Origin of the sequence: Butyricimonas hominis, assembly GCF_014287455.1 — a bacterium.
Lineage (GTDB): Bacteria > Bacteroidota > Bacteroidia > Bacteroidales > Marinifilaceae > Butyricimonas > Butyricimonas muris.
Map to the genome: position 1 here is coordinate 168,670 of NZ_JACOOH010000007.1, position 24,366 is coordinate 193,035.

At 42.3% G+C, this 24,366-nt stretch carries 16 protein-coding genes; 2 read left to right on the forward strand and 14 right to left on the reverse strand.

Going from position 1 to position 24,366, the window contains the following annotated elements:
- Positions 1-2: 2 nt before the first annotated feature.
- The 14 genes from H8S64_RS15915 to H8S64_RS15980 form a co-directional block, all read right to left on the reverse strand.
- Entirely contained in the window at positions 3-2,675 is a 2,673-nt protein-coding gene (locus H8S64_RS15915; protein ID WP_255469570.1) for a zinc-dependent metalloprotease, read from the reverse strand.
- A gap of 136 nt (positions 2,676-2,811) precedes the next feature.
- The gene (locus H8S64_RS15920) at positions 2,812-4,014 is read right to left on the reverse strand and encodes a FecR family protein (RefSeq protein WP_222621199.1); all 1,203 of its coding nucleotides are present in this window, start codon (positions 4,012-4,014) and stop codon (positions 2,812-2,814) included.
- A 320-nt stretch (positions 4,015-4,334) separates the two neighbouring features.
- The gene (locus tag H8S64_RS15925; RefSeq protein WP_186977378.1) at positions 4,335-6,971 is read right to left on the reverse strand and encodes a zinc-dependent metalloprotease; all 2,637 of its coding nucleotides are present in this window, start codon (positions 6,969-6,971) and stop codon (positions 4,335-4,337) included.
- A 111-nt stretch (positions 6,972-7,082) separates the two neighbouring features.
- Positions 7,083-8,198: a TlpA disulfide reductase family protein gene (locus H8S64_RS15930; protein ID WP_186977380.1), complete on the reverse strand. Its 1,116-nt coding sequence runs from the start codon at positions 8,196-8,198 to the stop codon at positions 7,083-7,085.
- Positions 8,199-8,221: 23 nt separating this feature from the next.
- On the reverse strand, positions 8,222-9,475 hold the full coding sequence (locus H8S64_RS15935) for a thioredoxin family protein (RefSeq protein ID WP_186977382.1): 1,254 nt from the start codon (positions 9,473-9,475) through the stop codon (positions 8,222-8,224).
- Between the two features lie 5 nt (positions 9,476-9,480).
- Positions 9,481-10,704 carry a thioredoxin family protein gene (locus H8S64_RS15940; RefSeq protein WP_186977384.1) on the reverse strand — a complete coding sequence of 408 codons (1,224 nt, stop codon included), beginning with the start codon at positions 10,702-10,704 and terminating at the stop codon, positions 9,481-9,483.
- A 68-nt stretch (positions 10,705-10,772) separates the two neighbouring features.
- On the reverse strand, positions 10,773-11,708 hold the full coding sequence (locus H8S64_RS15945) for a hypothetical protein (RefSeq protein ID WP_186977386.1): 936 nt from the start codon (positions 11,706-11,708) through the stop codon (positions 10,773-10,775).
- A gap of 26 nt (positions 11,709-11,734) precedes the next feature.
- Entirely contained in the window at positions 11,735-13,303 is a 1,569-nt protein-coding gene (locus tag H8S64_RS15950; RefSeq protein WP_186977388.1) for a RagB/SusD family nutrient uptake outer membrane protein, read from the reverse strand.
- 12 nt (positions 13,304-13,315) lie between these two features.
- Positions 13,316-16,846 carry a SusC/RagA family TonB-linked outer membrane protein gene (locus tag H8S64_RS15955; RefSeq protein ID WP_186977390.1) on the reverse strand — a complete coding sequence of 1,177 codons (3,531 nt, stop codon included), beginning with the start codon at positions 16,844-16,846 and terminating at the stop codon, positions 13,316-13,318.
- A 162-nt stretch (positions 16,847-17,008) separates the two neighbouring features.
- Positions 17,009-18,136, reverse strand: coding sequence for a FecR family protein (locus tag H8S64_RS15960; protein WP_186977393.1), 1,128 nt, complete (start codon positions 18,134-18,136; stop codon positions 17,009-17,011).
- Between the two features lie 510 nt (positions 18,137-18,646).
- Positions 18,647-19,186, reverse strand: a complete 540-nt coding sequence (locus tag H8S64_RS15965) for an RNA polymerase sigma-70 factor (RefSeq protein WP_186977395.1) — start codon at positions 19,184-19,186, stop codon at positions 18,647-18,649.
- Between the two features lie 277 nt (positions 19,187-19,463).
- The gene (locus tag H8S64_RS15970; protein WP_255469582.1) at positions 19,464-20,339 is read right to left on the reverse strand and encodes an NAD-dependent epimerase/dehydratase family protein; all 876 of its coding nucleotides are present in this window, start codon (positions 20,337-20,339) and stop codon (positions 19,464-19,466) included.
- Positions 20,339-20,746 (reverse strand): OsmC family protein, encoded by a 408-nt coding sequence (locus H8S64_RS15975; RefSeq protein WP_099289916.1) that lies wholly within the window; start codon positions 20,744-20,746, stop codon positions 20,339-20,341. The genes H8S64_RS15970 and H8S64_RS15975 overlap by 1 nt, the downstream gene beginning before the upstream one ends.
- Positions 20,747-21,061: 315 nt before the next feature.
- Entirely contained in the window at positions 21,062-21,412 is a 351-nt protein-coding gene (locus H8S64_RS15980) for a YraN family protein (RefSeq protein WP_099290046.1), read from the reverse strand.
- 211 nt (positions 21,413-21,623) lie between these two features.
- Between H8S64_RS15980 and H8S64_RS15985 the strand changes: the two genes are divergently transcribed.
- Both H8S64_RS15985 and glmS read left to right on the forward strand, forming a co-directional pair.
- Complete coding sequence (locus H8S64_RS15985) at positions 21,624-22,430, forward strand: glycogen/starch synthase (protein ID WP_186977396.1); 807 nt, start codon at positions 21,624-21,626, stop codon at positions 22,428-22,430.
- Between the two features lie 74 nt (positions 22,431-22,504).
- Positions 22,505-24,343 (forward strand): glutamine--fructose-6-phosphate transaminase (isomerizing), encoded by a 1,839-nt coding sequence (glmS, locus tag H8S64_RS15990; protein ID WP_186977398.1) that lies wholly within the window; start codon positions 22,505-22,507, stop codon positions 24,341-24,343.
- Positions 24,344-24,366: the final 23 nt, after the last annotated feature.

Consider the following 24,366-nt stretch of genomic DNA (forward strand, 5'->3'; position numbering starts at 1 on the left):
ATTTATTTTGACTTCATAAAATCCTCCACGATAGAAAGCAAATAAGTATAGTGCGCACGAGTTTCATACGAGCCACTGTTTTTCCTTTTTTCCATCACGGCTTTCACTTTTGTCAATAATTGATAATATAAATAGTTATTGTTATTCGTCGACGTGTTGAATACATAATAAATATAGTCAAACCCGGCACGCTCGTTCAATTCATTCATCTGATTCAATGAATGATAGTAATCCAACATATCGCCTTGGAAATTACCTGAAACAACCGGCATATCTCTCAAATGATCAAACAATTCCATTTGTTGATACACGGGTAAATCCGCACGAGGTGACAAAGCATGTACATCCCGATTCATCTCGGCCGCAAGCAATTCATCCACTTCACCTCTGGGAGTGAGAGGATCTGCCCCTTTAATTAAATTCTTCAACACTTCGGTTTGCAGGATACGCTCACATTCCGTGGGATTCGTTCCCTTTATCGCGGAAGCCCAGATACTCTCGTACAAATCCGTCAGATATTCTTCCGGTGAATAAGCATCTTTATCCCGATAAACTGCCAGCGACAAACGTTTCGTGTTCAATAGCGAACCGGCAAGATTTTTCAGCATCAACCGGGCTGTCGATCCGTCCAGAGGCAAATTCTTCACCACGTCGATGTTATCAATCCAATCCATGTCTTTCAATTGTTCAAATAGGAACCGTGCCGAACGTTTCTGCATCTCTTTCGGGACAATGGCAGACGTGGCGTAAGGATCACCGACCATATGCTCATTGATATAGAATCCCCCGATATTCATTCTCACATTATACAAATAACGCATATATTGAGAAGCTATTGCCTGATAAATATGGAATCGATAACTATAATCCGCATCCTGTCCATCCAGCCACTCGTTCAAATGACTCATGATATATTTCAAGTTCTTGATACCGTATTCCCCGGCTTTCACGGCATCGTCACCCAAATCTTCCGTCAAGGAAGTCGGGTCAAATACCCCGTAATAAATTTGTTGTTTCCCGTAACGATACATCGGGTCACCAATCTTATCCTCGATAATTTTGTTCAAGTGAGGAACTTCCTCTTCCGTACTCTTGGCATCCGGGAAGAAACGATATCCCCAGTCTATCGCGTAGAAATCATATACACCCAAACGGGGAGGAGTTAATTTCACCCCTTTGTCTTCAGGCTGAGCGATATAATTAAACCGGGCATAGTCCATGATGGAAGGCGTCGTCCCGTATTTCTCCATAAACTCTTTATCACGATATTTCTCTACCGGAATTGAAGCCGACGAAGCCATATTGTGCATCAAACCGAGGCAGTGCCCAACCTCGTGTGCCACAATATAACGCATACTCTCTTCCAACACATCTTCCGGTAATTTTGTCGTGCGTACACGGGGATCCACTTGCGAAGTCTGCACGAAACGCATATCATTCACCAACTGGATCACATCATGATAAATGAACACCGAAGCTTGAATAATCTCACTATTCCGGGGATCTACCCAAGAGGGGCCCATAGCATTGGCGATACCGATAGGCGCATAATAAACACAGTTATATTTTAAGTTGGCAGGATCAAACTCTGGATCATCTTTCGGGAAATCTTTCGCTACCATCACGTTTTTAAAACCGATCTTCTCGAACGCTTTGTTCCATTCCAACACGCCCTCTTTTACCGGTTTCTTCCATGCTTCCGGGAATTTGTCATCCACGTAGAACACGATCTGTTTCACCGGTTCCACCAACTCCCCTCTTTTATACGCCTCCACGTCTTTCGGACGAATATCCCATTTATTGGCGTAAGTCAGAATCTGCACCTCATCCGCGTACCGAGTCAATTTCTCTTTGGATGAAGTGAAATAACCAATCCGGGGATCCGCCATACGGGCATGCATAACAGGTTCTTCCGGCAAAAGAACAAAAGAACGGTTCACTTTTATCCGCACGGGTTCTTGATAAGCAATCATCACGATTCCCATGTACAACAAATCCTGCGTGTAACTCAGACAAGAAGTAATCGACATATTGTCCTCGAACGATTTCAACTGGTCGACATACGACAGGTTCTTTTTAAAAGAAGCCCGACGGGCGCATGCTCCGTACATAGTCTTCTTCCCGTTCGGATCAAAAGGATCAAGCCGCTTGTTGTCACTCACCAGAAAATCAGTCATCTCAAACACGACGGCAGTACTATCCGCGTTATACGCTTTCACTTTAAATCCCTGCATCACCGGACATCCCACTCCCTGTGCCAAGGCAGCAAGAACACCTTCTTCCTCGTAATCCGTGAATATTTGACGACGAGCTCTATTGGTCACTTCCCTCAATTCCACCGTACTATCGCGAAGTGTAAACTTTATATGCAAGGGTTGTTTCACCTTCTGTCCCACCAATACATTCCCGTTATCACTAATCTCCGAAACGGTGGACCCCAACAACATATCCCGTCCCATCAAGCTTAACGGAAATTCAAAATAGACCTTCCCGTCCATCTTGTGCAATGTAACCATCCCTTTCACTGTTTCCACCTTCTTGCCTTGGAACAGTTTCTCGTAAGGGGTTACCTTTTTCTCCTCTACCTTTTTCTTCTTCCTCGTTCCGGCGCTAAGCGGTTCTGCCGCGGAAAGCACAACAAGACAAGTAACAAAAAACAAAAAAGTTCGTCTCATAATAATCATCATTAATTTTAAAATAATACATACAATATCCTCACAACGAGCAAATTATTTACCCGATGCACATAACAATACTTTTGCAAATCTTATAAACTCACACCTGACAAGCTGGAAAAATACCTTTGGCACACTAGTGATTCGATCTTGTCAAATCTTGCATCACTATTACAGTATTTCCCTTTATCTCAAATTTTATATTTGTTGTCTGTTCCAATAATTCAAGCACATCACGTATATCCGTGTACTTGGGAAGTGTTCCTTTAAAATGATAGTTCTTCAAATTCTCGTTCATATAAAATATATGTACATTATACCAACGAGCTATCTTTCGCAGGATCACATCAATATTCTCTTTGTCAAACTTGAACGTATTCCCCATCCATGCTATATAAACCTCCACGTCCACCTCTCTCACGTTTACTCCATGTTCCGAGTAATACGCCTGTTGTCCCGGGGTTAGAACCACCTTTTCCTGCTCCCGTGTTGTCACCTCCACTTTTCCGGTCTTCAACGTGGTATGGGCGAAAGTTTCATCCATGTAACTCATCACGTTAAACGAGGTTCCTAATGCCCTCACCCCAAAACCTTTAGTTTTCACGATAAACGGTTTATCCGGATTCTTCGCCACCTCGAAGAATGCTTCTCCTTCCAGATAAATCTCTCTCGTTTTTCCGTTAAACGCCACCGGATATTTAAGCTTGGAGCAAGCTCCTAACCATACCTTGGAACCATCCGCCAACTGCATGAAAAACTCCCCGTTAGCCGGAATTTCCAATGTATTATAAATGACTTTTGCATCCTCTCCCCCGGTCGTACCTTGATACACCAATTCCCCGCTATTCCGGTTGGATATCATCGTACCATTCCGCTCACTTAATACCACGTTGTCTTTTCCCAACTCTATCGCGCTACCATCCGACAAACGCAACACGGCTCTCTTGTCCCCGTGGGCAATAGCCGATGCCACCTGCATAACCTCATCACCGGAAAAGCTCTGTTGCAGCATATATATACCCCCAACCAACAAAGGAATAAGCAATATGGCTGCATACCGGAAAATTCTGTTTATCCGGCGTTGTCGGCGAACTTTTTCCATTCTCTCCTTTTCTCGCAAAAACTCCTTAAAAGCCATACGTTTATCAATCGTCCGATACAATTCAATCTTACGTACTAATTCTTTCTCATCCTGCAATCGTTCAAACAACCGCTTGTTCTCCTCCGAAACCACAAGCCATTCATCTACCGTTCTTCGCTCCGCGACAGTGGCTTCCCCACTGATTACACGGGCGATAGAAAATGATATTTTAAACGACTTGTCAGTTACTTTACTCATCATAGTGTGATTTTATGCTCCTAATACACTTAAATCTACCAAAAGGGGGTAATGTAAGTCATATTTTTTCTATAAAAAATACGTTCTTAGCAGCAAAAGGTTCATTTTCAATGAATATACACATAAAAAAAGAGGCTATCCGAAAAGGCAGCCTCTATTTGTATTCTTTAGAAGTGTTCAAAAAATACTCAGATGCAAAACTCTGATTTACAAAGACGAGGGAACGTACTAAAGTACGTGACCGAATCTTTGGGAAGCAGGAAAACAGCAGATGAGTACTTTTTGGACATCTTCTTCAACTAAAATGAGAAAAACAATTCCTATAACTTATCCTTTAACGCATTATTCAACTTAATTAAAAGCGATTGATAATGCACTTTCGCGCTACCTGACGTTCCACCGAGCTTGCTCTTCAACAAGTTACGGGACTTAATTGCCATATCCTGCATATAAGCCTTCGAATCATCAATAGCAGATACATTCACGGCTCTTTGCCAACCGTAACCCGGCGTTCCGAACCGGTTCTCGATCATACGCGAGGCAACATAACCTCTTCCGTATTCTTCATCCACTGCACGGAATTGTTCCGCGAAACGACCAATCAAACCGCTCTCGTCCAAGCCGTAAGCTACAATCTCATCCACCGAGGGAGCGAACCCGAAAGGAGAAGCGGATTTCTTACCGGCACCGTCACTCAACGACTCGCAGAACATATCCACCATGGCTTGTTGCAAAATCTTATCTCCTTGCGTCAACGACCTTCCCTGCAACAGGTTATTCCACGTCCCGTTGTAAAGATCCGTCATAAATTCGTTGACCGTGTACGGTGAATTTGCCACATGAGAAGAAAGAATCACGTTACTCGTCAAACCTCTCAAATCTTTCGCCACTCGGTCACGCACGATAGCACTTCCATCCACGTGCAACGGGAAATGTTGCTTCAATTCCGCGTTATTCAACCAATCGGAATCCTTGAATTGCTTCAACACCCAAGCCAAAGAAGCTTTCTGACGAGCTTTCGGCACTGCCTCGTAACGTTTGCCCGGGGTACCTTCTTTCACTTCCGTCAAATAAATACCACCGACATTATACATCACATTGCGCAAGTAACGGTAATATTGATTCATAATCTGACCGTATAAAGTCTGACGGTGAGAATAATCCGCATCATCATTGATCCATCCCTTCAAATTTGAAAGAATATACTTCAGATTCTTCACCCCGTAATCACTTGCCTTTACCGGATCGTCCCCCAAGTCCTCCTCTATAGCACTCGGATCATAACGCACCTGAATTTGCTGTCTCCCGTAACGATAGATCGGATCGCCCGCTTTCTCGTCCACCCATTTCTCCACGATTGCCTGTTCATCCCACTCGTCCCGTGCATCAGGCACATACCGGTAATTCCACTTGATCAGAAACTCGTCATACACGCCTAAATTCGGGGGAGTCAATTTCACACCCTTGTCACTCGGCTGAGCCACATAATTGAAACGGGCATAATCCATGATACAAGGTGTAGTCCCGTATTTTTGAGTAAACGTGGCGGAACGTAAAGAATCTACCGGGAAAGCAGCGGAAGAAGCCATATTATGCATGAATCCCAAACAGTGTCCTACTTCGTGAGCCACCACGTAAATTAATGATGCTTGCACCACGTCATCCGGCAACTTTTTCGTTCTCACGGAAGGATCAAGCTGTGCCGTCTGCACGAAACGCCAGTTATTAATCAATTGAATGATATTCCCGTAAACCAACACCGAGGCATTGATAATCTCTCCCGTTGTCGGGTCTGTCCATGACGGTCCCATAGCATTAGCCGTGGAATTCGGCACGTAGCGGATACAAGAATACTTCAAGTTATCCGGGTCAAAATCAGGATCATCTTTCGGGAAATCTTTCGCCACCATCACGTTCTTGAAACCGATCTTCTCGAACGCAATATTCCAAGTCGTCACGGCTTGACGAATCGGCTCTTTCCACAATTCCGGGAAAGCATCATCCACGTAGAACACGATCGGTTTCACGGGTTCCACCAGTTCGCCCCTCTTGTAAGCCTCCACGTCCTTCGGTTCTATTCTCCAGCGATGAGCTACGGAATAACTTCCGATGGCATCCTCTTGCGTGATAGAAAGCCGGAGTTTATTACTATTGAATATACCCACGCGGGAATCCGAAATACGGGGACGCATCTTGTCTTCCGGCAAAAGCAGGATAGAACGCGTAACCGTTGCCGTGAAAGGATAATCATCCATCAGCTTCATCATTCCCATCACGCTCAATGACACCCCGTACGACATCACCGTCTTCACGCTCAAGTTATCATCGAAAGCCTTGCTCTCGTCCAAGTAAGACGCCTCCTTCTTGAAAGAAGAGGAAATCTTTATCATACCGCCCATCATGGCATCAGCGAAAAATCCCAAATCCTTCACGTTCGTGGTGAACAGCGTCGACATATCGATCACCACGGCCGAACTGTCGGCATTATACGCCTTCACGTCATACGAGTACAGGATCGGATCGCCGTACACGCTACTCATCGCCTTCTGCAAATTATCGGTAGTCGCAGACGAACTCACGTAACGCAAGAATATAGAACTATCCCGTTTCGTGAATTTCAAATGTAACGGACTATTTGCCTTGTAGCCTATATCGCAAAACTCCGGAGAGGTCACGTTCGTCACCGTGGAAGCAAGCAAAATCTCACGTTCCATGTACTTCAACGGAATCTCGAAATACAACTTGTTACCCACCTTGTGCAAGGTAATAAAATCACTCTTCGACGTAACTACATTTTTTCCTTTCAGCAACTTATCATAAGCACTTACTTTCTTGGGAGCAGGCAACGCTGCCGCGGTCGCACCTTTCTTCTTTTTCTTTTTACTTGCCGCGTACAAATCCGACGACAACGGCATGGCAATCATTACTGCCAACAATACAAACATCCATTTTCTCATACTAAACTTATTAAATTAGTCATCTATTATATAACTTCATTTATTAATAGACACAAAAGTCAAAATCAGTTGACAAGAGAATCCATTATTTTTTTCGTGTACTATCCTTTGCTATTCAAAAAACGACGCTACTTTCTCTTTCAAAGCCTCTCCCCGCAAATCCGTGGCTACGATACGCCCTTCCTTGTCCAAAAGGAACATTTTCGGAATACCCGTCACGTTATAACGTTTCGCCACGGGACACTCCCACCCTTTCAACGAAGAAACATGTACCCAATTCAGACCGTGCTTGTCAATCGCTTTCTCCCAAGCATCTTTCTTGTCATCCAGCGACACCCCGTACACCTCGAATCCTTTGTCCTTGTACATATCATAAATCGCTTTCACGTTCGGCACTTCTGCCAGACAAGGCCCGCACCACGAAGCCCAGAAATCCAACAACACATATTTCCCTCTCAACGACGAGAGCTTGATTGTCTTCCCGTCCGGAGCGGTCAAATCAATATCCGGGGCAAAACCACCCACGTTAATGGATTGAAGACTCATCATCCGGTCTTTCAACAACTGTCCCGGGTAAGAAGTTTTCACCTCCGGGGTCAAATTGCTATAATAATGTTCCACATCCTCGAACGGGTATTCCTTGGCAATAAAATCACCGATCAAATAAGTAATCGCCAAACTATTATTATTGGAATCCACGAAATTCTTGATTTGCTCGTCCATAGCCTTTTTCATCATCTGCGTGGCTTTATACACGGAGTCCAGCTTCACGGAATCATCCTTCACGTTTACCATGGCAAACATACCGGCCAAACCCATTAAACTTTTTCCCATGGAAAGACTCTTCCCTTTCTGTATAACCTCCTGCTCGCGACTCCCTTTAATTCCGACTTTCCACGACTCGACTTTCTCTCCCTGTTTATTGGTCATTTGAGTTGCCGTCACTTGAATCGGGATCTCGTCCAACAAAATATCCTGCTCGTCCTTGCCGATCACCAATTTTCGCATATCAATCTCAGGAATTATCCCCTTCATCTCGAACTTGCCGTCTTTCACGACAGCCGAATCCAATACTTGAAATTGTTTCTCACCAATCTCCTTTTTCAGATAGGCAACCCTACCGTCACCATTTTCCCATGTCCCGGAAATCGTGTAAGTCTTCTCCTTGCTGCATCCTACCGCTAACAAGAGAACAGCACACAACCAATAACATACATTTTTTATCATACCATCTATCTTTTAATAAAACATCATTTTTCATCCTTTACTCCAAAAATCTTTTTCATCTCTACCATCTTTTTCTCCTCCAACTGTTCATAATTTTTCTTCGCTTCGGCAGCTTTATCCTTTTGCCCGAGTTTCGTGTAAACTGCCGCTATCACATCATAATAATTACTCCTCACGAGATCACTTTTCGTTTGATTTGCTTTCTCTTGGTCAGCAGTCATAATCTTCAATATCCCGTTCAATACTTTCTTGTCTTTCACGTGCTCCGTGATATACAAATAAGTACCGCCTCGAAAATCATTCTCGTAATTTAATATATTCAACTCGTCCGCGAACACCATCATACGAAACATCGCATCCACCTTCCCCGTCAGACGCAGATCGTTAATTGCCAGTTTGCACAAATAAGTCGGAAAACGCTTCACCGTGTTCTGTTCCAACATTTCCCGCAGAACCTCTTCTTTATCTGCCATAATCTTCAATGTATCCGCATTTGTTGTTTTCGTCGTTATTTGAATAATCTCTTTCACTGCATCTGCCATTCCGTTCCCCAATTGGCGTTCCAGATCATAACGATTCACTCCCACCCGATATTGAAACTTCTCAATCTGTTTGAAAACAAACTGATAAGCCTCCGTATAAGGATCAGTAATATACGCTCCCACGAGTCCCCAAACCTCCTTATCCATTAACTTCTCGAGCGGTATTGTCTTCATGAATTCAGAAGCAATCACTGGAATACTCTCTTTTTTAAAAGCCCCGTTCAATGCCGCCACGTAATCCCGTACCGTTTCGAAATCCCGGGTTCCCGCCTCGTACTTCTTTTGTAAGGCAGGCAATGTCTTCCCTTCCAATCCGGCTTTCATCCCTGCTATCAGATCTTCCGCCTTCTGGAATCCCGCCATCTGATGAATCACCTTACCATTCTGATCGATTAGTAACAGAGTCGGGAAACCAATAATGTATTCCTTGTATTTCTCCCGCAGCATCTTTCCGTCCCCTTTCTCCATATCATACTTCGCGTTCACGAAGTGGGCGTTAAAGAAATCACCCACCTGCTTCTGTGGGAATACATCTTTCGACAATCCTTTACAAGGACCACACCACACGGTATAACAATCCATGAAAATCAACCGATTCTGCTCTTTTGCCTGCCGCAAAACTTCACTCCAAGGTTCATTCTCCATGAACACAATTCCTTCCTGTTTCTCTTCTTGGGCACACAAAACATACCCCCATCCTGTCAATAACAGGATTAAAAATAATTTTATTCTCATATCATCTATTCTTTTTTCTCAAACATTTTCCGAAACCGTTCTTCTGCCTCTTTTTGTTTCTGCTCGTCAATCTTTTGATGTTCTTCAGCTTTTTGTTTATTTCCTAAAGCCCGATATAACTCTGCTAGAGTACCATGATAATTACTTCCGTCTTTTTCCATATCCTCTTTCGCTTGAATCCCTTCCATAATCGGCAAACAACGTTTCAGTACTTTTTTGTCCTTACCATGCAAAGCTATATACATAAAGCTTTCACACAGAAATCGTTCCGTATATCCCAATGCCCGAACATCCCGATACACCAAAAGGTAAGTTACCACATCATTCCATTTTTCTTCCAACTTCAACGTATGAATTTTCAACTTTGCACGCATCTCTTCCGCCCGTTTGAAATTACCCCGATTCAGCAGAGTCAACAACATATTCACTTTCTCCGGTTCATCAGTCAATGGCAACAAATGCCCTTGTTCATCAGTCTTCAACTCCACAATATCCTTCACCGCCTTCTCCAACGCCCACGTCAATTGCCTTTCCAAACGATAACCATCCACCTTCAATCGATAAACATACTTATCAAAGTTAAATACCACGAAATTAAACTGTGGCGAATAAGGATCTTTCACGTACTCCCCGACAAAATCCCACACTTCCTTTTTCAATAAATCCTCCACAGGTACTGATTTCATATAATCCTCCGCCACTTTTTGAATCTCATCTTTCAAGAAAGCCCCCTGCAATACGCTCACGTATTCATTCAGAAACCCCAAATCCCGACTTCCTGCATTATATTTCTCTTGCATTACGAACAAACTTTTTCCTTCGATTCCCGCTTTCATCCCGGCAATCAACACCTCCGGTTCTTGATATCCCGCCATCTGATGTACCACATTTCCATTCTTATCTATCAACAAAAGTGTCGGAAAACCGATAATAAATTTCTTGTACCGGGTATACAATTCCTTTCCCTCACCTTTTTCCATATCATATTTCACATTCACAAATGTCGAGTTAAAAAAATTCCCGACTTCATTCTTCGTGAAAACATCTTTCGCCAACGCTTTACACGGACCACACCATGACGTATAGCAATCCATAAAAATATACTTGTTCTGTTCTTGCGCCATTCTCAACACATTATCCCACTTCTCTCCTTCAATAAACTTTATTCCTTGCCCGAAAACGCCACTACCGAACACAACAAACACACAAACGATAAATAGATTTTTCATACAATAACATTTTTGAACTTCATATTTAAGGATTGTCGGGTAGAATAGCGAACTACCCGACAAACAATTTAAAACTGAGAAAAAAAGTTCTCAGGAATCGGATCTTCCGGACAATTTTTATTTTGTGTTGCCACTACATTCAATTCCAATATATTATTAAGATAAGGAACTAATATCAAAGCTCGCTCTTTCATTCTCTCGAATCGATTAAACACGTTTGTCAACTCTGTTTTCGTATTATTTGTCAAGAATGTAATATAATCTGCAAAATCCTGTGCTTCATCCGGTGTCAACGAATTAGAATTGCCATGAGCGAGATTTTTCCATTTCACAAACCCCTCTAAATAAAACATATATGTATAATCGTCATACTCGCCAAGCGGATCCATATTTTTCGACGGAATCCCCAAAGACATTCCCGGAGTACGAGACGCAATAAATTGCGTAGGCTTAATTGATGCTGCTTCGTAAAAACCAAGCGTGAAATTACTTATCAAATCTGTTCTCAAACTTGTCCAACGAGCATCATTATAATCATCCAACTGTACTCCTATGTTTGCTATAATAAATCTATGATCATCCACTGCCATATCCGGGTATTTCGATGATAATGGCGGTTGCACGGAGTCCACGAGAAATATATAGTAAACTAGATTACGCCTAACGAAATCATCCGTATAACCGTTAAAAAGGTTCTCTTGCAAAAAAGTAACCATCTTTTTCACTCGCTCCTCATTTCCCGGTTTCACCGGAGCATACCATCCACTCCATTTTAACGTCCAACGTGTCCGAATAACAGACTCATCAAAATCATATAAAATATACGTCCCGTAACGTTCATACACACCGTAAATCATTTCCTCCAAAGAACCGGGTTCTCCACGAGGAAGTTCATACTGGAGATTACTTAAATCTTTAGGTACAATATCATCCTCCGAACAGCTCACTACAAAAGTCAGTACTATTGCAGTAAATAACCAGAATAATAAATATTTATATTTCATAACTTCATATTTTATTCAAATTATTATCATTGCGCTTTAATATCTTCTCTTACATTAGAGGTTACCAATCGATTGGCGTTCAGCTCGGAGTTAGGAATTGCTAACACATAGTTTTTACTACCTTGTGGTAACACGAATGTTTCAAAAGATGTTTTTGATTCATAAAACCGATGTATTTGCTGAGGCATCCCTTGACGGCGCAAATCCCAGAATCTCATGGTTTCTTCAAAACATAATTCTCTCCGCCGTTCTGCCCAAATAAATTTCACTAACTCTTCTTTATTGGCAAAATCTGTAACACTTTTCTCTACATACGTGGAGGTCTTTATTCTTTTAGCCCGTAATTCATTTATTAATTGAATGGCATCACTACTAATATCATTGGCTTGACGGGCATACGCTTCTGCTACATTTAACACGACTTCCACTGTCCGCCAATTCTCCCGACATCCGGAAGCTTTTAAACTACTCTTGTATTTAATCGGATAATGATATTTATATTTCCATTCATCCGGAATAATTCCAGGCCACCAACTCGGAGTAAATATATCTTGCTGAAAATAAGCTAGTAAACGTAAATCTTCCTCATCACCTTGTTCATACGCCTTGAGTAAAGAGCCGTCATCATTATGCGATACACGAAAACCCAAATTCCACATTGTTGTCGGGGAAGAAAGGAAATCATAATTGCTACTTGTTGATCCAAAAGTAAACACGATCTCTTTATTGCCATCAATATCCATAATTTTAAAATCAGCGACAACATCTGTCCCCATTATGCTTTCATCCACACCATTCAAATCAAGGATTGTTGAATTTTCCCGCAAAAAAACAGTTCCGATCTTTATTACAGTTTCCCAATCTTCCTGGAACAAAGCGATTCGAGTTGCGAGCAATTGAATTGCTGCCGGAGAAAGCATATGTTTATTGATTGATACTTCAGCCTGTGCGGCATACTCCTGAGCAATTTTGATGTCCTCATTAATTAACTCATAAACCTCTCTTATAGTGGAACGTTCACGGGGAGCAATATCAATTTGCGGTTGGGTACGAATAATCACGCCTAATTCGTCAAGATTATCCTTTGACCATGGCAACGCGTAAGTATTCACCAGGCAAAAATAATGATACGCACGCAAAGCATACGCTTGAGAAGCTAAAGAATTATATTTACCCAATTCACTTTCAGGATTATATTCCATCTCAGGCAAAGCGTCGATAATTACATTACATCCCAATATATCCTCATACCTTCGGGCCCAATTATTATCTGTAATCTTCTCTTCTATATTATAATGCCAAATATAAGCTTGTCGTCCCTCGCCCCCGGACAATACATCGAAACCATCTGAATTCCATGAACTATTCGGATCTTTTTCAAGGTATCCCATCTCGACATCATCCGTCATTAATTTAACCCATGCCACATCCGTATTAAAAGTACGAGGATATCCTTCTTTATACAATACCGGTACATATTCCAAAACAGTCTTCGGAATAAGTAAATCACCGGAATCATCTTTCAAGTAATCATCACATGATATATATGAAAATGCAATCATGCAAAATATACAGTATACAAGTATCCTATTCATAACTTCTGGTCGTTAAAATGAAACATTTATTCCAAGACTATATGTAGGTAAAAGTGGTATATTAGCACCAGGACTTTCCGGGTCCAGTCCCTCCCACTTCTTATCCGCAATAGTAAAAAGATTTGTAACTTGCAATCGTAAAGTCAAGCCGGACAAACGTAACTTTCTCAAATACTTTTCAGGCATCATATAACTTAAGGCAACCATTTTCAACTTAAGAAAATCTCCTTTAGCCACACGTTCATCACTTTGATCATACATCGTCGTCGGATACCAATAAGAAAGCGCTCCCTCTCTACTGGCATTCAAATCCGGATTAGTAATCAAATCTGAAGAATTAGCATCATTATAAAGTGCTGGTATAGAAGTATACTTCTCATCACCCGACTTTTTCCAACGATGCTTTAGTTTACTTGACACATTGCTTAACGGATCAAAAACCGCTCTCTCGTCCTCGTAAACTTGTGGCAATCTCTGCACATTGCCAATGTTGTACGAAAAAGCCAAAGAAAGTGAGAACATCCGCTTATAGGTAAATTGCGTATCAAAACCTCCGGACAATTTAGGGAATATAGAACCGCTATTTACCAATTCCATCATATCCGGTTCTCCATAATGTACTTTTCTTCCATCTTTCGCGTAAAATAACGCGTAACCATTTTCAGGTGAGAGACCGGCAAAACGGAAGGAATACATTGAGCCGACAGGAGCCCCCTCTACAGCAATCTCTCCGGCTAACAACATCTTTATTTCATCTATATTATTATAGATATCTCCATTAGCTAATGTAATTTCATTTACATTACGTCCGAAATTAACCCCGAATCTCCAATCAATATCTTTCGACTTAATCAATTCCAGATTCACAAACCCTTCAAATCCCGCGTTTCGCATTTTTCCCGCGTTCAAGTATAACATATACCTTCCATTGGAAGTTGCAACAGACTTTGACATAATTAAATCCGAAGTATATTTCCGATAAATGTCAAAACCACCCTTTACACGTCCGTCCAACAACATAAAATCCAAAGCGACATTCCATGTCTTTGTTTTTTCCCAACGTAAGTCCGGGTTAGGAAATCGTTGAATACTATATTGTTCCAAACCACTCGCTCCATCCCTATTCTCTACTTTGACGATCAGATTAGGAGTCGCATCCTCATGAATGTTCCCCTGTACACCATAAGAACCTCTTAAGGAAAGGTTATTTATCCAATGGATATTTCTCATGAAATTCTCACCGGTTATTATCCATTTTCCCGCAATAGACCAAGTTGGCAACCAACGATATTTAGGATTACTACCGAACTTATTAGCTCCATCCGAACGGATATTACCATTCAACACATAACGATTGGCAAAAACATAACTAGCTGTCCCAAAAAACGAAGCCATTTGAGTAACATTATTTGTATTCCTTGGATTCATTAAACCCGTGGTCACATAATTCTTTACAAAATTCTCTGTATATTCGGGCATAAACTTTTCTCCAAATTGCGGTGTCCATCCATAACCTGTTACCGCATGCCCCTTGTACTTATTTGCCCGTGCTTCCACACCGCCCATCACATTTACCTCGTGTCTCCCGAATGTTTCTGCATAAGTTAAAGTATTTCTTATAGTATAACCTACTTTGCGGGTATCATTCTGTTCCAATATTCCTCCATAAGGCAATTGAGACTTTTGATACTGTTCCGACGCCGACTCATACTGTTTGTATTCATATCCGCGTATGTTGGTTATATAGTACGACTCTTCTTCCGCCCAATTTCTTTGTTTCGTGTTACTATTATGCATTGAAAACACACCCCCATAACTCAATCCCTTGAATAATTTCACATTTAATGCCAACATAGCGTTAAAATCATCCATTCTCGCTTCATTACCTGTTTTATCCATTTCCTTCAGTATATTATAATAAAGACCTTTCCCCTTATCATACATATGATAAGAACCATCTTCATTATAAGCAAGTAATGTCCTTGAACGTTGATAAGCATAAGTAAACGGGTTTATTGATGTATGATAACCTTCATTATTCGTCGTGCTAAAATCTATTTTAGCTTGAAAATTTATAAATTCGTTCACATCAACCCATACTTTAGCCAAGGTATTAAATCTTTCTTTTACAGAACCTTTAGCTCCTCCCTGCTCGTTATTATAACCGGCAGAAAAATAGTAACTAGCTTTTTCTCCCCCGCCGGAAACATTAACATTATGCGTATGAGTTACCGCCGCACGGAAAAGTTCTTTAAACCAATCCGTATTCCGTTTTTGCATAATTCGAATCTTATTGTCAAACTGTTCCTGTGTTAGTTTTTTACTATACAATTCCTCCAAAGCCCCCTCGTACGAATCTCCCGAAGGTACTCTAGGATAATCATAACCAGCCTCAACAATTTCTTTAGACAATTCCATACGTTCTTGGGAATTCATCCGTTTATAATTACTATACGAAGGACGGGTCACAACAGAAACATCTCCGTTATAAGTAATTACAGGAGCCCCTTTCCCTCCTTTTTTAGTTGTAACAACAATCACTCCATTGGCAGCCTTCACCCCATATATCGCTGTAGCAGAAGCATCTTTCAAAACCGTAATCGTTTCTATATCCTGCGGATTTATACCGGCTATAGCATTACCTATCAAGTATTCTGCATCTTCACTGTTGATATCGGATGCGGTAAAAGGAACATCCTGTTCCAAAATCACTCCATCAACAACCCATACCGGAGCTTTATTACCATTGATTGTAGCATTTCCGCGAATGCGAATTTTAGGTGTTGCACTTGGCTCTCCGGAAGTATTCATAACCATCATGCCCGGGATACGTCCCTGCAACATTCTATCAATAGAACCAACACCAGAAACCAAGATATCTTTAGCCTTGATCGTGGTTACCGCACTGGCAGATTCTCTACGAGATAAGGTAGTATACCCGGTCACGACAACCTCATCCATCTGCATTATATCTTCTTCCAATACGATTACCCACTCCCCTTTTCTCGGACGATCTTTAAAATTAAGAGTCTTGGTTTTCATCCCAATAAAAGAAAATACCAGCTCTACATTTGCCGTGGTATCCGGAATCGTGATAAAAAAAACGCCATCCACACCGGTGACAACACCCACTGCAGTCCCTTTTATTAATACCGTTACCCCCGGTAATGGATGTTTATTCTCATCCACGACTCGTCCTGAACCTACTGTGGATTTGTTATTGTCTTTCGTCTCAACCGCAGCTGCCAATTTCGGAGAAATCACCACAATCTGATCCTCGATCATATACCAGAGTTGCGTTCCTTTCAAACATTCCGCCAAGACTTCCTGCAAATCTTTATCCTTCGCATTCATTGTCACCTTCCCCACCTGCTCCACCTCATTGTTGCTATACACGAACTCATAACCCGTGATCTTCGTGATCTCTTTAAAAATTTCTTTAAGAGTAGCATCCTTTACGTCTATACTCAATCGCACTTGCGAAAAAGTATTCGCCGAAACCGTGGATAAACCCAGAACAAAAATGCAAATAAAGACTCTCATAATTCTTAACATTTTACAAATGACATTAGACTCCCATCCTATGTCAAAATCTCGAATTTTTTCCATAGATTTGTACTGATTAATAGTTAATAATTTGCCATTCCCCAATGGCAGTTATCTCAAGAGTGGGGTTCTGTTAGAGCAGAACCCTATTTTTATGCATCATTCCAATTGAACTATCAAAACCCGCTTATTCAATTCAAATTTCACCCGTGTCGTCAATGCCAGCAATTCCAATACCTTGTCTATCTTCTCGTACTTGGGCAGATTACCCGTGAAACGCATCTCCCGCAAGGCGGCATTCTGGATAAAGACATCTATATTATACCAACGTTCCAATTTCTTCAACACGTCTTCCAAAGGTTCGTTCTCGAACACGAATCGCTCATTTTTCCAAGCTATATAAGGATGAATATCCACTTGCTCGACCTTCAATTCATGCTCGACACAAGTCACTTGTTCACCCGGACTCAGCACCACTTGTTGCTGATTCAATGATACCTCCACAGCCCCTCTCACCAGTGTCGTCTGCTGATTCTCGTCCGGGTACGCTTTCATGTTAAAACACGTCCCCAACACCCGGACATCCATCCCGTTTGTCTTCACGATAAACGGTCGCAAACTATCTTCAGCCACGTCGAAAAAGGCCTCTCCTTCCAACAATACCTGACGATCTTTTCCCGAGAACTGTGCCGGATAACGAATCTTAGAATCGGCATTCAAAGTAACAACCGTCCCGTCAGCTAAATTCAACACGAACTCGCCACCTCTCGGAACCTGTAACGTGTGCCATTCGCTAGTCTTCTCCGCCGGAACTTCCGTGTAGACCAACTTTCTTCCGTCATTCACGAAGTTCTCCCCCTCCACCTTTTCATATAGGGTATCCCGCCCCGATTCCAACTCTATCGCTTTCCCCGATTCCAAGAATAAAATTGCTTTCGAACGTCCGTATTCTATTTCCTGTACATATTGTACCGGTTCCTCCCGCTCCTTCATTAAATACCATGCAGTTACCCCCAAACTGAATAAAATAATCACGGAAGCCGCATACTTCCATATCAAACGATACGCACTTTCGCGAGATTCAGTCAATCGCGGACTAAGTTTTTTCCAATCCTCCACGGAATTAAACCTTTGGTATCCGCGTATTTCATTCTGCACATAATCAGAATTTTGCAATCGTTCAAACAAGGCTCTATTCTTCTCGCTCTCGTTTACCCATTCCTCCAACTTTTTCGCTTCTTTAGCACTCGCCTCCTTCCGAAAATAAGCTAAAATCAAACGAACCACCTCTTTTCGATTATATCTTTTAACGATCGTTTAATGATGTTTGGATTTGTGTTATGAAAGAGGGAGAGATCGTTTTCTTTTAAACATCTAATATTTAAAACATTGACGAGAGAAAGATGCATCAGTTTAATAAAAAGGAAAAATGAAAATGGACATAAAAAAAGGATATAAAAAAACGATCGTTTAATCTTTACTATTAAAACAGCCAAAGTCCAAAAAGGATGACAAGAAAAACGAATTATTTTTTTAAATTTATCTATCCAATTTCTCGTTGCGTAATTTGCGCAGCGTAAATTACACAACGGGAACATCCTACCGTGAACCCAAGGTAATCCCAAGGTAATCCTACCTCTCCTTCGAAGCTGTTTCGTATATCCGCCAGTGCATCACCATCTCCAGCTAGTCGAGCAACGGCGAAGATTCCGCATTGCTTCGAAGGAGGGGTAGGATTATGGTAGGATTACCTTGGGTTCACCATAGGAATACTCTAAAACAGCAGTCATCAATTGATCAGAAAAACATGAAAATCACCACGGGATAAAGATGCTGTAAACGCTCCCGAAGATATTTTTTGGCACGCTGCCGCTGTGTCTTCACGGTCGATTCTGCCACGTCCAGTTGCTCACAAATAGTCTTGATATCAAGCATTTCCACGTAACTCATTTTAAAGATACGGCGGCATTCAATCGGCAATTCTTCTATCGCTGCAAAAACCTCCTCGAATACATCGGTTTCTACTTGAAAACAGAAAACATCCTCTTCGTCAAGAATTTTCCATTCCATACTCCGGTTGGCTTTCTCACGGGTATGTAACTTATCCAAATAATTGATAGCAGCATTCTGAACGCAAAGATACAGATAAGACTTCAGAGCCGTTTCGTTCGCAAACTTGCCTTGGGATTCCCAAAAACGAAGGAAAACCTCTTGCACGATATCCCGTGCCGCCTCCTCATCATGCACAAATTTATTGGCAAAATAACAAAGTGAAGCGTAATACCTATGGAATACACTTTCAAAGACTTTCGGTTGCTTTACATTCACTATATCCACGAACGTCATTTTAAAAGGTTAAATCAACTCTCATCTGCCTCACTCTCTGACTCCAAAAATACATTATTTCTGTCAAACATTAACAAAATAGAACAGGAAATATAACATCAAACAGTTAAATCGCTCACTATAAAGGAGTATCCAAGAGAAAAATAATATTCACAAATGAATAAAGAATCGAGCCGTTTCCTCCAAGGTATGAAAACGAAAATCAGGTAACGTTTTCAACAATTTGGCACTGGAATAACGGGATTTATTTCGAGAGGAACGGGCGGTTTCACGTGTAAAAGCCGGTTTCTTTCCTGTAAACAAGGAAAAGAAAGCGAGCAAACGCCAAGCTAAAGAAGTCATCCAAGGCGCCATCCGTATAATATGGCGGTCGTTTCCCCGCGGCACGGGCTATCACGGCAAACAACTCCTTGTAAGAATAATTTCCACCGCAAAGCACGAACCGTTCTCCCCGGATGGAAGAAATATTTACCAAACGAATCATTACCTCGCAAACATCCCTCACATCCACGTAACCGTTCACCCCATCGGTGTAAAAAGGCATTCCTTTCCGGGCTTGCTCGAACAACTTGGCACTACTACGTCCCCGAAGTCCGGTACCCAGAATAATCGCCGGGTTGACAATGACAGCCTCCATCCCTTTCCGCACGTAATCCCACACGATCTTCTCGGACGCTCCCTTACTACCCGAATAAAGCGAATGAACAGAGCCGGGGATTTCGGGTGTATCCTCGTCAATAATGACACTCTCGTCAGGAGCATCCCCCAAGGCGGCAATAGAACTCACGAAACAGAGCCGCACGCGATGTTGTAGGCAAAGGGAACATATATTCTCTGTTCCCCGGATATTCGTCTGCAACAGAGTATCCCGGTCGCTCCCGTTAAAAGAAACCATCGCCGCGCAGTGGTACACCGTGTGGACTTTCTCCCCGTACGGGGAGATGGATTCCCCATCCAACACGTCACCCTCTACCCATGTTACACGAGAAACAGCTTCTTCCGGGGATGAGAAATAACGAGAAAAGAGAGCCATTGTCTCCTCGACACGACTCTCTTTTCTTTTTAATGCTATGATTTTCTCGCCCGAACGAGCCAGATGACACAACAAATGGCTACCCAATAACCCGGTAGCCCCGGTTACCATTACTGCCAATTAAACACGATGTTTTGTTTCACATCGGGATGCAAACTCAAATGCACGGGACAAGTATGCGCCACACGTTCCAGAATCTTTTTCTCTTTCTCGGTATACCCGTTCGCCGGGAAATTAAAGATCACATCAATCTCCGCTATACGGCGAGGCTCTGCAGCCATCTTCTTGGTGATCTCGATGTCAGTTCCTGTCAGGTCGATTCCGTTATTTTGGGCATAAATTCCCATGATTGTCATGGCACAGGCCGCCAAAGAAGTAGAACACAAATCGGTCGGAGAAAAAGCCTCCCCCTTACCGTTATTATCCGTCGGCGCATCCGTGATGATCGTCGTACCACTCTGTAAATGCGTGCATTCCACGCGTAAACCTCCTAAATATTTTGCTTTTACTGTTGCCATACTCTCTTTTTTTTAGATTTAACTCTCCAAAAGTAATCATTTCCGGACAGCTTTACAAGAGAAGAGGTCGGTGAAAAAAACATTTCCGCAACCTCATGGACGCTGTCACCCTTACAAACCCTAGGTGTCAGCTTTTCCTTTCGGTTTTGTAAATTTTGAATTAATTCCCTAAATTATCAAGATTTATCCAATGATTCTCGATTTCTAGCACAATTTTTGATATACCTCTAGTATCCCTATTGACACTTTTCTTATGCCGGGTGGCATTCATATTCCTACCACACCACACACACGACAGAAGCCACCCGGTTCTTTCTAAAACAAATCAATAGCTTCACGCACGTACTTGATACGCATATTGGAACCCGTGACAATCACGAGGTCGAAACGTATTTCCCGATGTATATTCTTTTTCGTGAGATAAGCAGCCCCGGCAGCTTGCAGACTTTGCTTTTTCTTGTAATCCAACAACTCGAAAATATCCACCTCTTCGCTCGTCCGGGTTTTCACCTCGACCACGACAAGCATCTCTCCGTCCAAACACACGAAATCCAATTCCCGACGTCCGATTCGCCAATTACGTTCCAAAACAGTATATCCCAGATCTAACAGATAAAGATACACCTTATCTTCTCCCAACTTTCCAAATTCATTATGCCAAGCCATAGTCAAGTCTTCCCCTAATTTACAGGCTAAAAAGAGTTCCGCAATGTTATATAAATCTAAGATAAAAGCAAAATATTTTGCATGAAAATCCTTGAAAGGAGTCATTTTAGAATTTCAAGTGGTTTATTTTGAGAGAGGTTTATTACCTCGAAGTTTTGAATTCTAATCGGAATTGCCTATCTTTGTAAGGTTTTTGGGAAAAGTAGTAGTTATGGCTAAAAAAAGAGTTTTATTTATATCTCAAGAGATTGTACCTTATCTTCCTGATTCCGAAATGGCTAATATCGGAAGATATTTACCTCAGGGGATTCAAGAAAAAGGTAAAGAAATCAGAACGTTCATGCCGCGTTACGGCTGTATCAATGAAAGACGCAATCAATTGCACGAGGTCATCCGGTTATCCGGGATGAATTTGATTATCAATGACACTGACCATCCTTTGATTATCAAGGTTGCATCCATACAATCTGCAAGAATGCAGGTGTATTTCATTGACAACGAAGATTATTTTCAACGCAAACACACGATCGCCGATGAAGACGGAACATTTTTTCCCGATAACGACGAACGTTCGATATTTTTCGCGCGGGGTGTTTTCGAAACGGTACGCAAGCTAAGATGGGCACCGGACTTGATCTATTGTCAGGGATGGTTTACCGCATTGATTCCGCTTTACCTCAAAAAAGAGTACCATGATGACCCGGTATTCTCCAAAACAAAAGTGGTATTCTCCACTTACAACGATAAATTCGAGGGAAAATTGGATAGCAAATTCGAGGAGAAAGCTATGACGGAAGGAGTTGCACGCAAAGACGTGGCCCTTATAAAAGATCCGACACACACGAATATCAACAAATTGGCATTCCAATACGCGGATGGCATCATCTTTAATCACAAGGACGTGGATGACGAACTTCGTACTTTCGCCAGCGAATTGAAGAAACCGACCTTGGAGTACCCCGGGGAGCAATGCTATATTGATGCATATTCCGACTTTTTTGACAAAATAATCGAATAAACATAGAAACAAGCGGCAATGGTTGTTAGCCGCTTGTTTTATTATTAACAAATATATAAAACACGACAAACATTATGTGTGGTATTGTGGGATACATCGGGCCCAAAGAAGCCTGTCCAATCTTAATCAATGGTCTGAAACGCCTGGAATACCGGGGATACGATTCTGCCGGGATCGCGTTGATTCACAACGATGACATCAGAGTTTACAAATGCAAGGGAAGAGTGCTCGACCTCGAACAACACATGGAACTCGAAGACACGAGTGCCACGATCGGGATGGGGCATACGCGCTGGGCTACCCACGGGGAGCCGAATGATGCGAACGCTCACCCGCATACTTCCATGAACGGTCTTTTCTCTATCGTGCACAACGGTATTATCGAGAATCATTCCCTGTTGAAAGAAAAATTACAGGCAAGAGGATACGCGTTCAAAAGCGAAACAGACACGGAAGTATTGGCAAACCTCATCGAGTACATATACTTGAAAGGTCAGATAAATGCAGAAAACGCAGTTCGTCTGGCTCTGACCAAAGTAATCGGTGCCTACGGGCTGGTTGTTTTGTGCAAAGCGGAAGCGGATCAACTCGTGGTAGCACGCAAAGGCAGTCCTCTGGTAATCGGAGTGGGACAAGGCGAGTATTTCGTGGCATCCGACGCCACGCCTATCGTGGAATACACGAAAAACGTGATTTACCTGAACGACGATGATGTCGCTATCCTGAAAAGAGACGAGATGATCTTGAAAACGATCAAGAATACCCCGGTTTCTTTAAGCATTCAACACGTAGATATCGACATCGAGAAAATAGAAAAAGGCGGTTTCCCGCACTTCATGTTGAAAGAAATTTTCGAACAAGTAAATTCTATCTATGACACTATCCGGGGACGGGTGAACGTGGATGCCTCCGAGATTTACCTTGGTGGTATCTCTGAAATCATCCCGAAGATGGTAAACGCACACCGGATTATCATTATCGGTTGCGGAACGTCATGGCATGCCGGACTAGTCGGCGAGTACATGCTGGAAGAATTTACCCGTATCCCGGTAGAAGTGGAATACGCTTCAGAATTCCGTTATCGCAACCCGATAGTAAATGAAAACGATATCGTGATAGCCATCTCCCAAAGTGGAGAAACAGCCGACACATTGGCAGCTATCAAGTATGCCAAAACACACGGGGCCACGGTTATAGGCATTTGCAACGTGGTCGGTTCAAGCATCGCACGCGAAACGGATGCCGGAGTATACACCCACGCGGGACCGGAAATCGGTGTCGCCTCCACGAAAGCATTCACCGCCCAAATATCGGTACTTGCCATGATGGCTTTGCAAATAGGTCACCGCAAGGGTACTCTGGCAGACGATATATATAAAAAATATATCAACGAACTCTATAACCTACCGGATAAGGTCAAAGCTATACTGGAAAAGGACAACATAATCAAAGAAATTTCCGCTATCTACAAGGACTCCACGAATGCCATTTACCTGGGAAGAGGTTGTCAATTCCCCGTGGCTCTCGAAGGAGCGCTGAAGTTGAAAGAAATTTCCTATATCCATGCCGAAGGATACCCGGCAGCGGAGATGAAACACGGTCCTATCGCCTTGATTGACGAGAATATGCCCGTGTTCGCCATTGCCACGAACGACAATTACTACGATAAAATCGTTTCTAACATCAAGGAGGTACAGTCCCGCAAAGGACACGTCATCGCTCTGGTAAACGATAACGACACGCAAGTCACAAAACTAGCGGAACACGTGATCGAAATTCCCGAAACACTGGAATTTCTTTCCGCGCTGTTGAACGTGATTCCATTACAACTCATCTCCTATCACATTGCCGTGATGAGAGGCTGTAATGTGGATATGCCGCGCAACCTTGCAAAATCGGTAACTGTAGAATAAAGCAATAAAAAAGGGGTTTTAAA

Excerpts from the sequence above, each read along its gene's own strand:
- H8S64_RS15915 (WP_255469570.1), bottom strand. The coding sequence starts at position 2,675 with ATGAGACGAACTTTTTTGTTTTTTGTTACTTGTCTTGTTGTGCTTTCC.
- H8S64_RS15920 (WP_222621199.1), bottom strand. The coding sequence starts at position 4,014 with ATGAGTAAAGTAACTGACAAGTCGTTTAAAATATCATTTTCTATCGCC.
- H8S64_RS15925 (WP_186977378.1), bottom strand. The coding sequence starts at position 6,971 with ATGAGAAAATGGATGTTTGTATTGTTGGCAGTAATGATTGCCATGCCG.
- H8S64_RS15930 (WP_186977380.1), bottom strand. The coding sequence starts at position 8,198 with ATGATAAAAAATGTATGTTATTGGTTGTGTGCTGTTCTCTTGTTAGCG.
- H8S64_RS15935 (WP_186977382.1), bottom strand. The coding sequence starts at position 9,475 with ATGAGAATAAAATTATTTTTAATCCTGTTATTGACAGGATGGGGGTAT.
- H8S64_RS15940 (WP_186977384.1), bottom strand. The coding sequence starts at position 10,704 with ATGAAAAATCTATTTATCGTTTGTGTGTTTGTTGTGTTCGGTAGTGGC.
- H8S64_RS15945 (WP_186977386.1), bottom strand. The coding sequence starts at position 11,708 with ATGAAATATAAATATTTATTATTCTGGTTATTTACTGCAATAGTACTG.
- H8S64_RS15950 (WP_186977388.1), bottom strand. The coding sequence starts at position 13,303 with ATGAATAGGATACTTGTATACTGTATATTTTGCATGATTGCATTTTCA.
- H8S64_RS15955 (WP_186977390.1), bottom strand. The coding sequence starts at position 16,846 with ATGAGAGTCTTTATTTGCATTTTTGTTCTGGGTTTATCCACGGTTTCG.
- H8S64_RS15970 (WP_255469582.1), bottom strand. The coding sequence starts at position 20,339 with ATGGTAACCGGGGCTACCGGGTTATTGGGTAGCCATTTGTTGTGTCAT.
- H8S64_RS15975 (WP_099289916.1), bottom strand. The coding sequence starts at position 20,746 with ATGGCAACAGTAAAAGCAAAATATTTAGGAGGTTTACGCGTGGAATGC.
- H8S64_RS15980 (WP_099290046.1), bottom strand. The coding sequence starts at position 21,412 with ATGGCTTGGCATAATGAATTTGGAAAGTTGGGAGAAGATAAGGTGTAT.
- H8S64_RS15985 (WP_186977396.1), top strand. The coding sequence starts at position 21,624 with ATGGCTAAAAAAAGAGTTTTATTTATATCTCAAGAGATTGTACCTTAT.
- glmS (WP_186977398.1), top strand. The coding sequence starts at position 22,505 with ATGTGTGGTATTGTGGGATACATCGGGCCCAAAGAAGCCTGTCCAATC.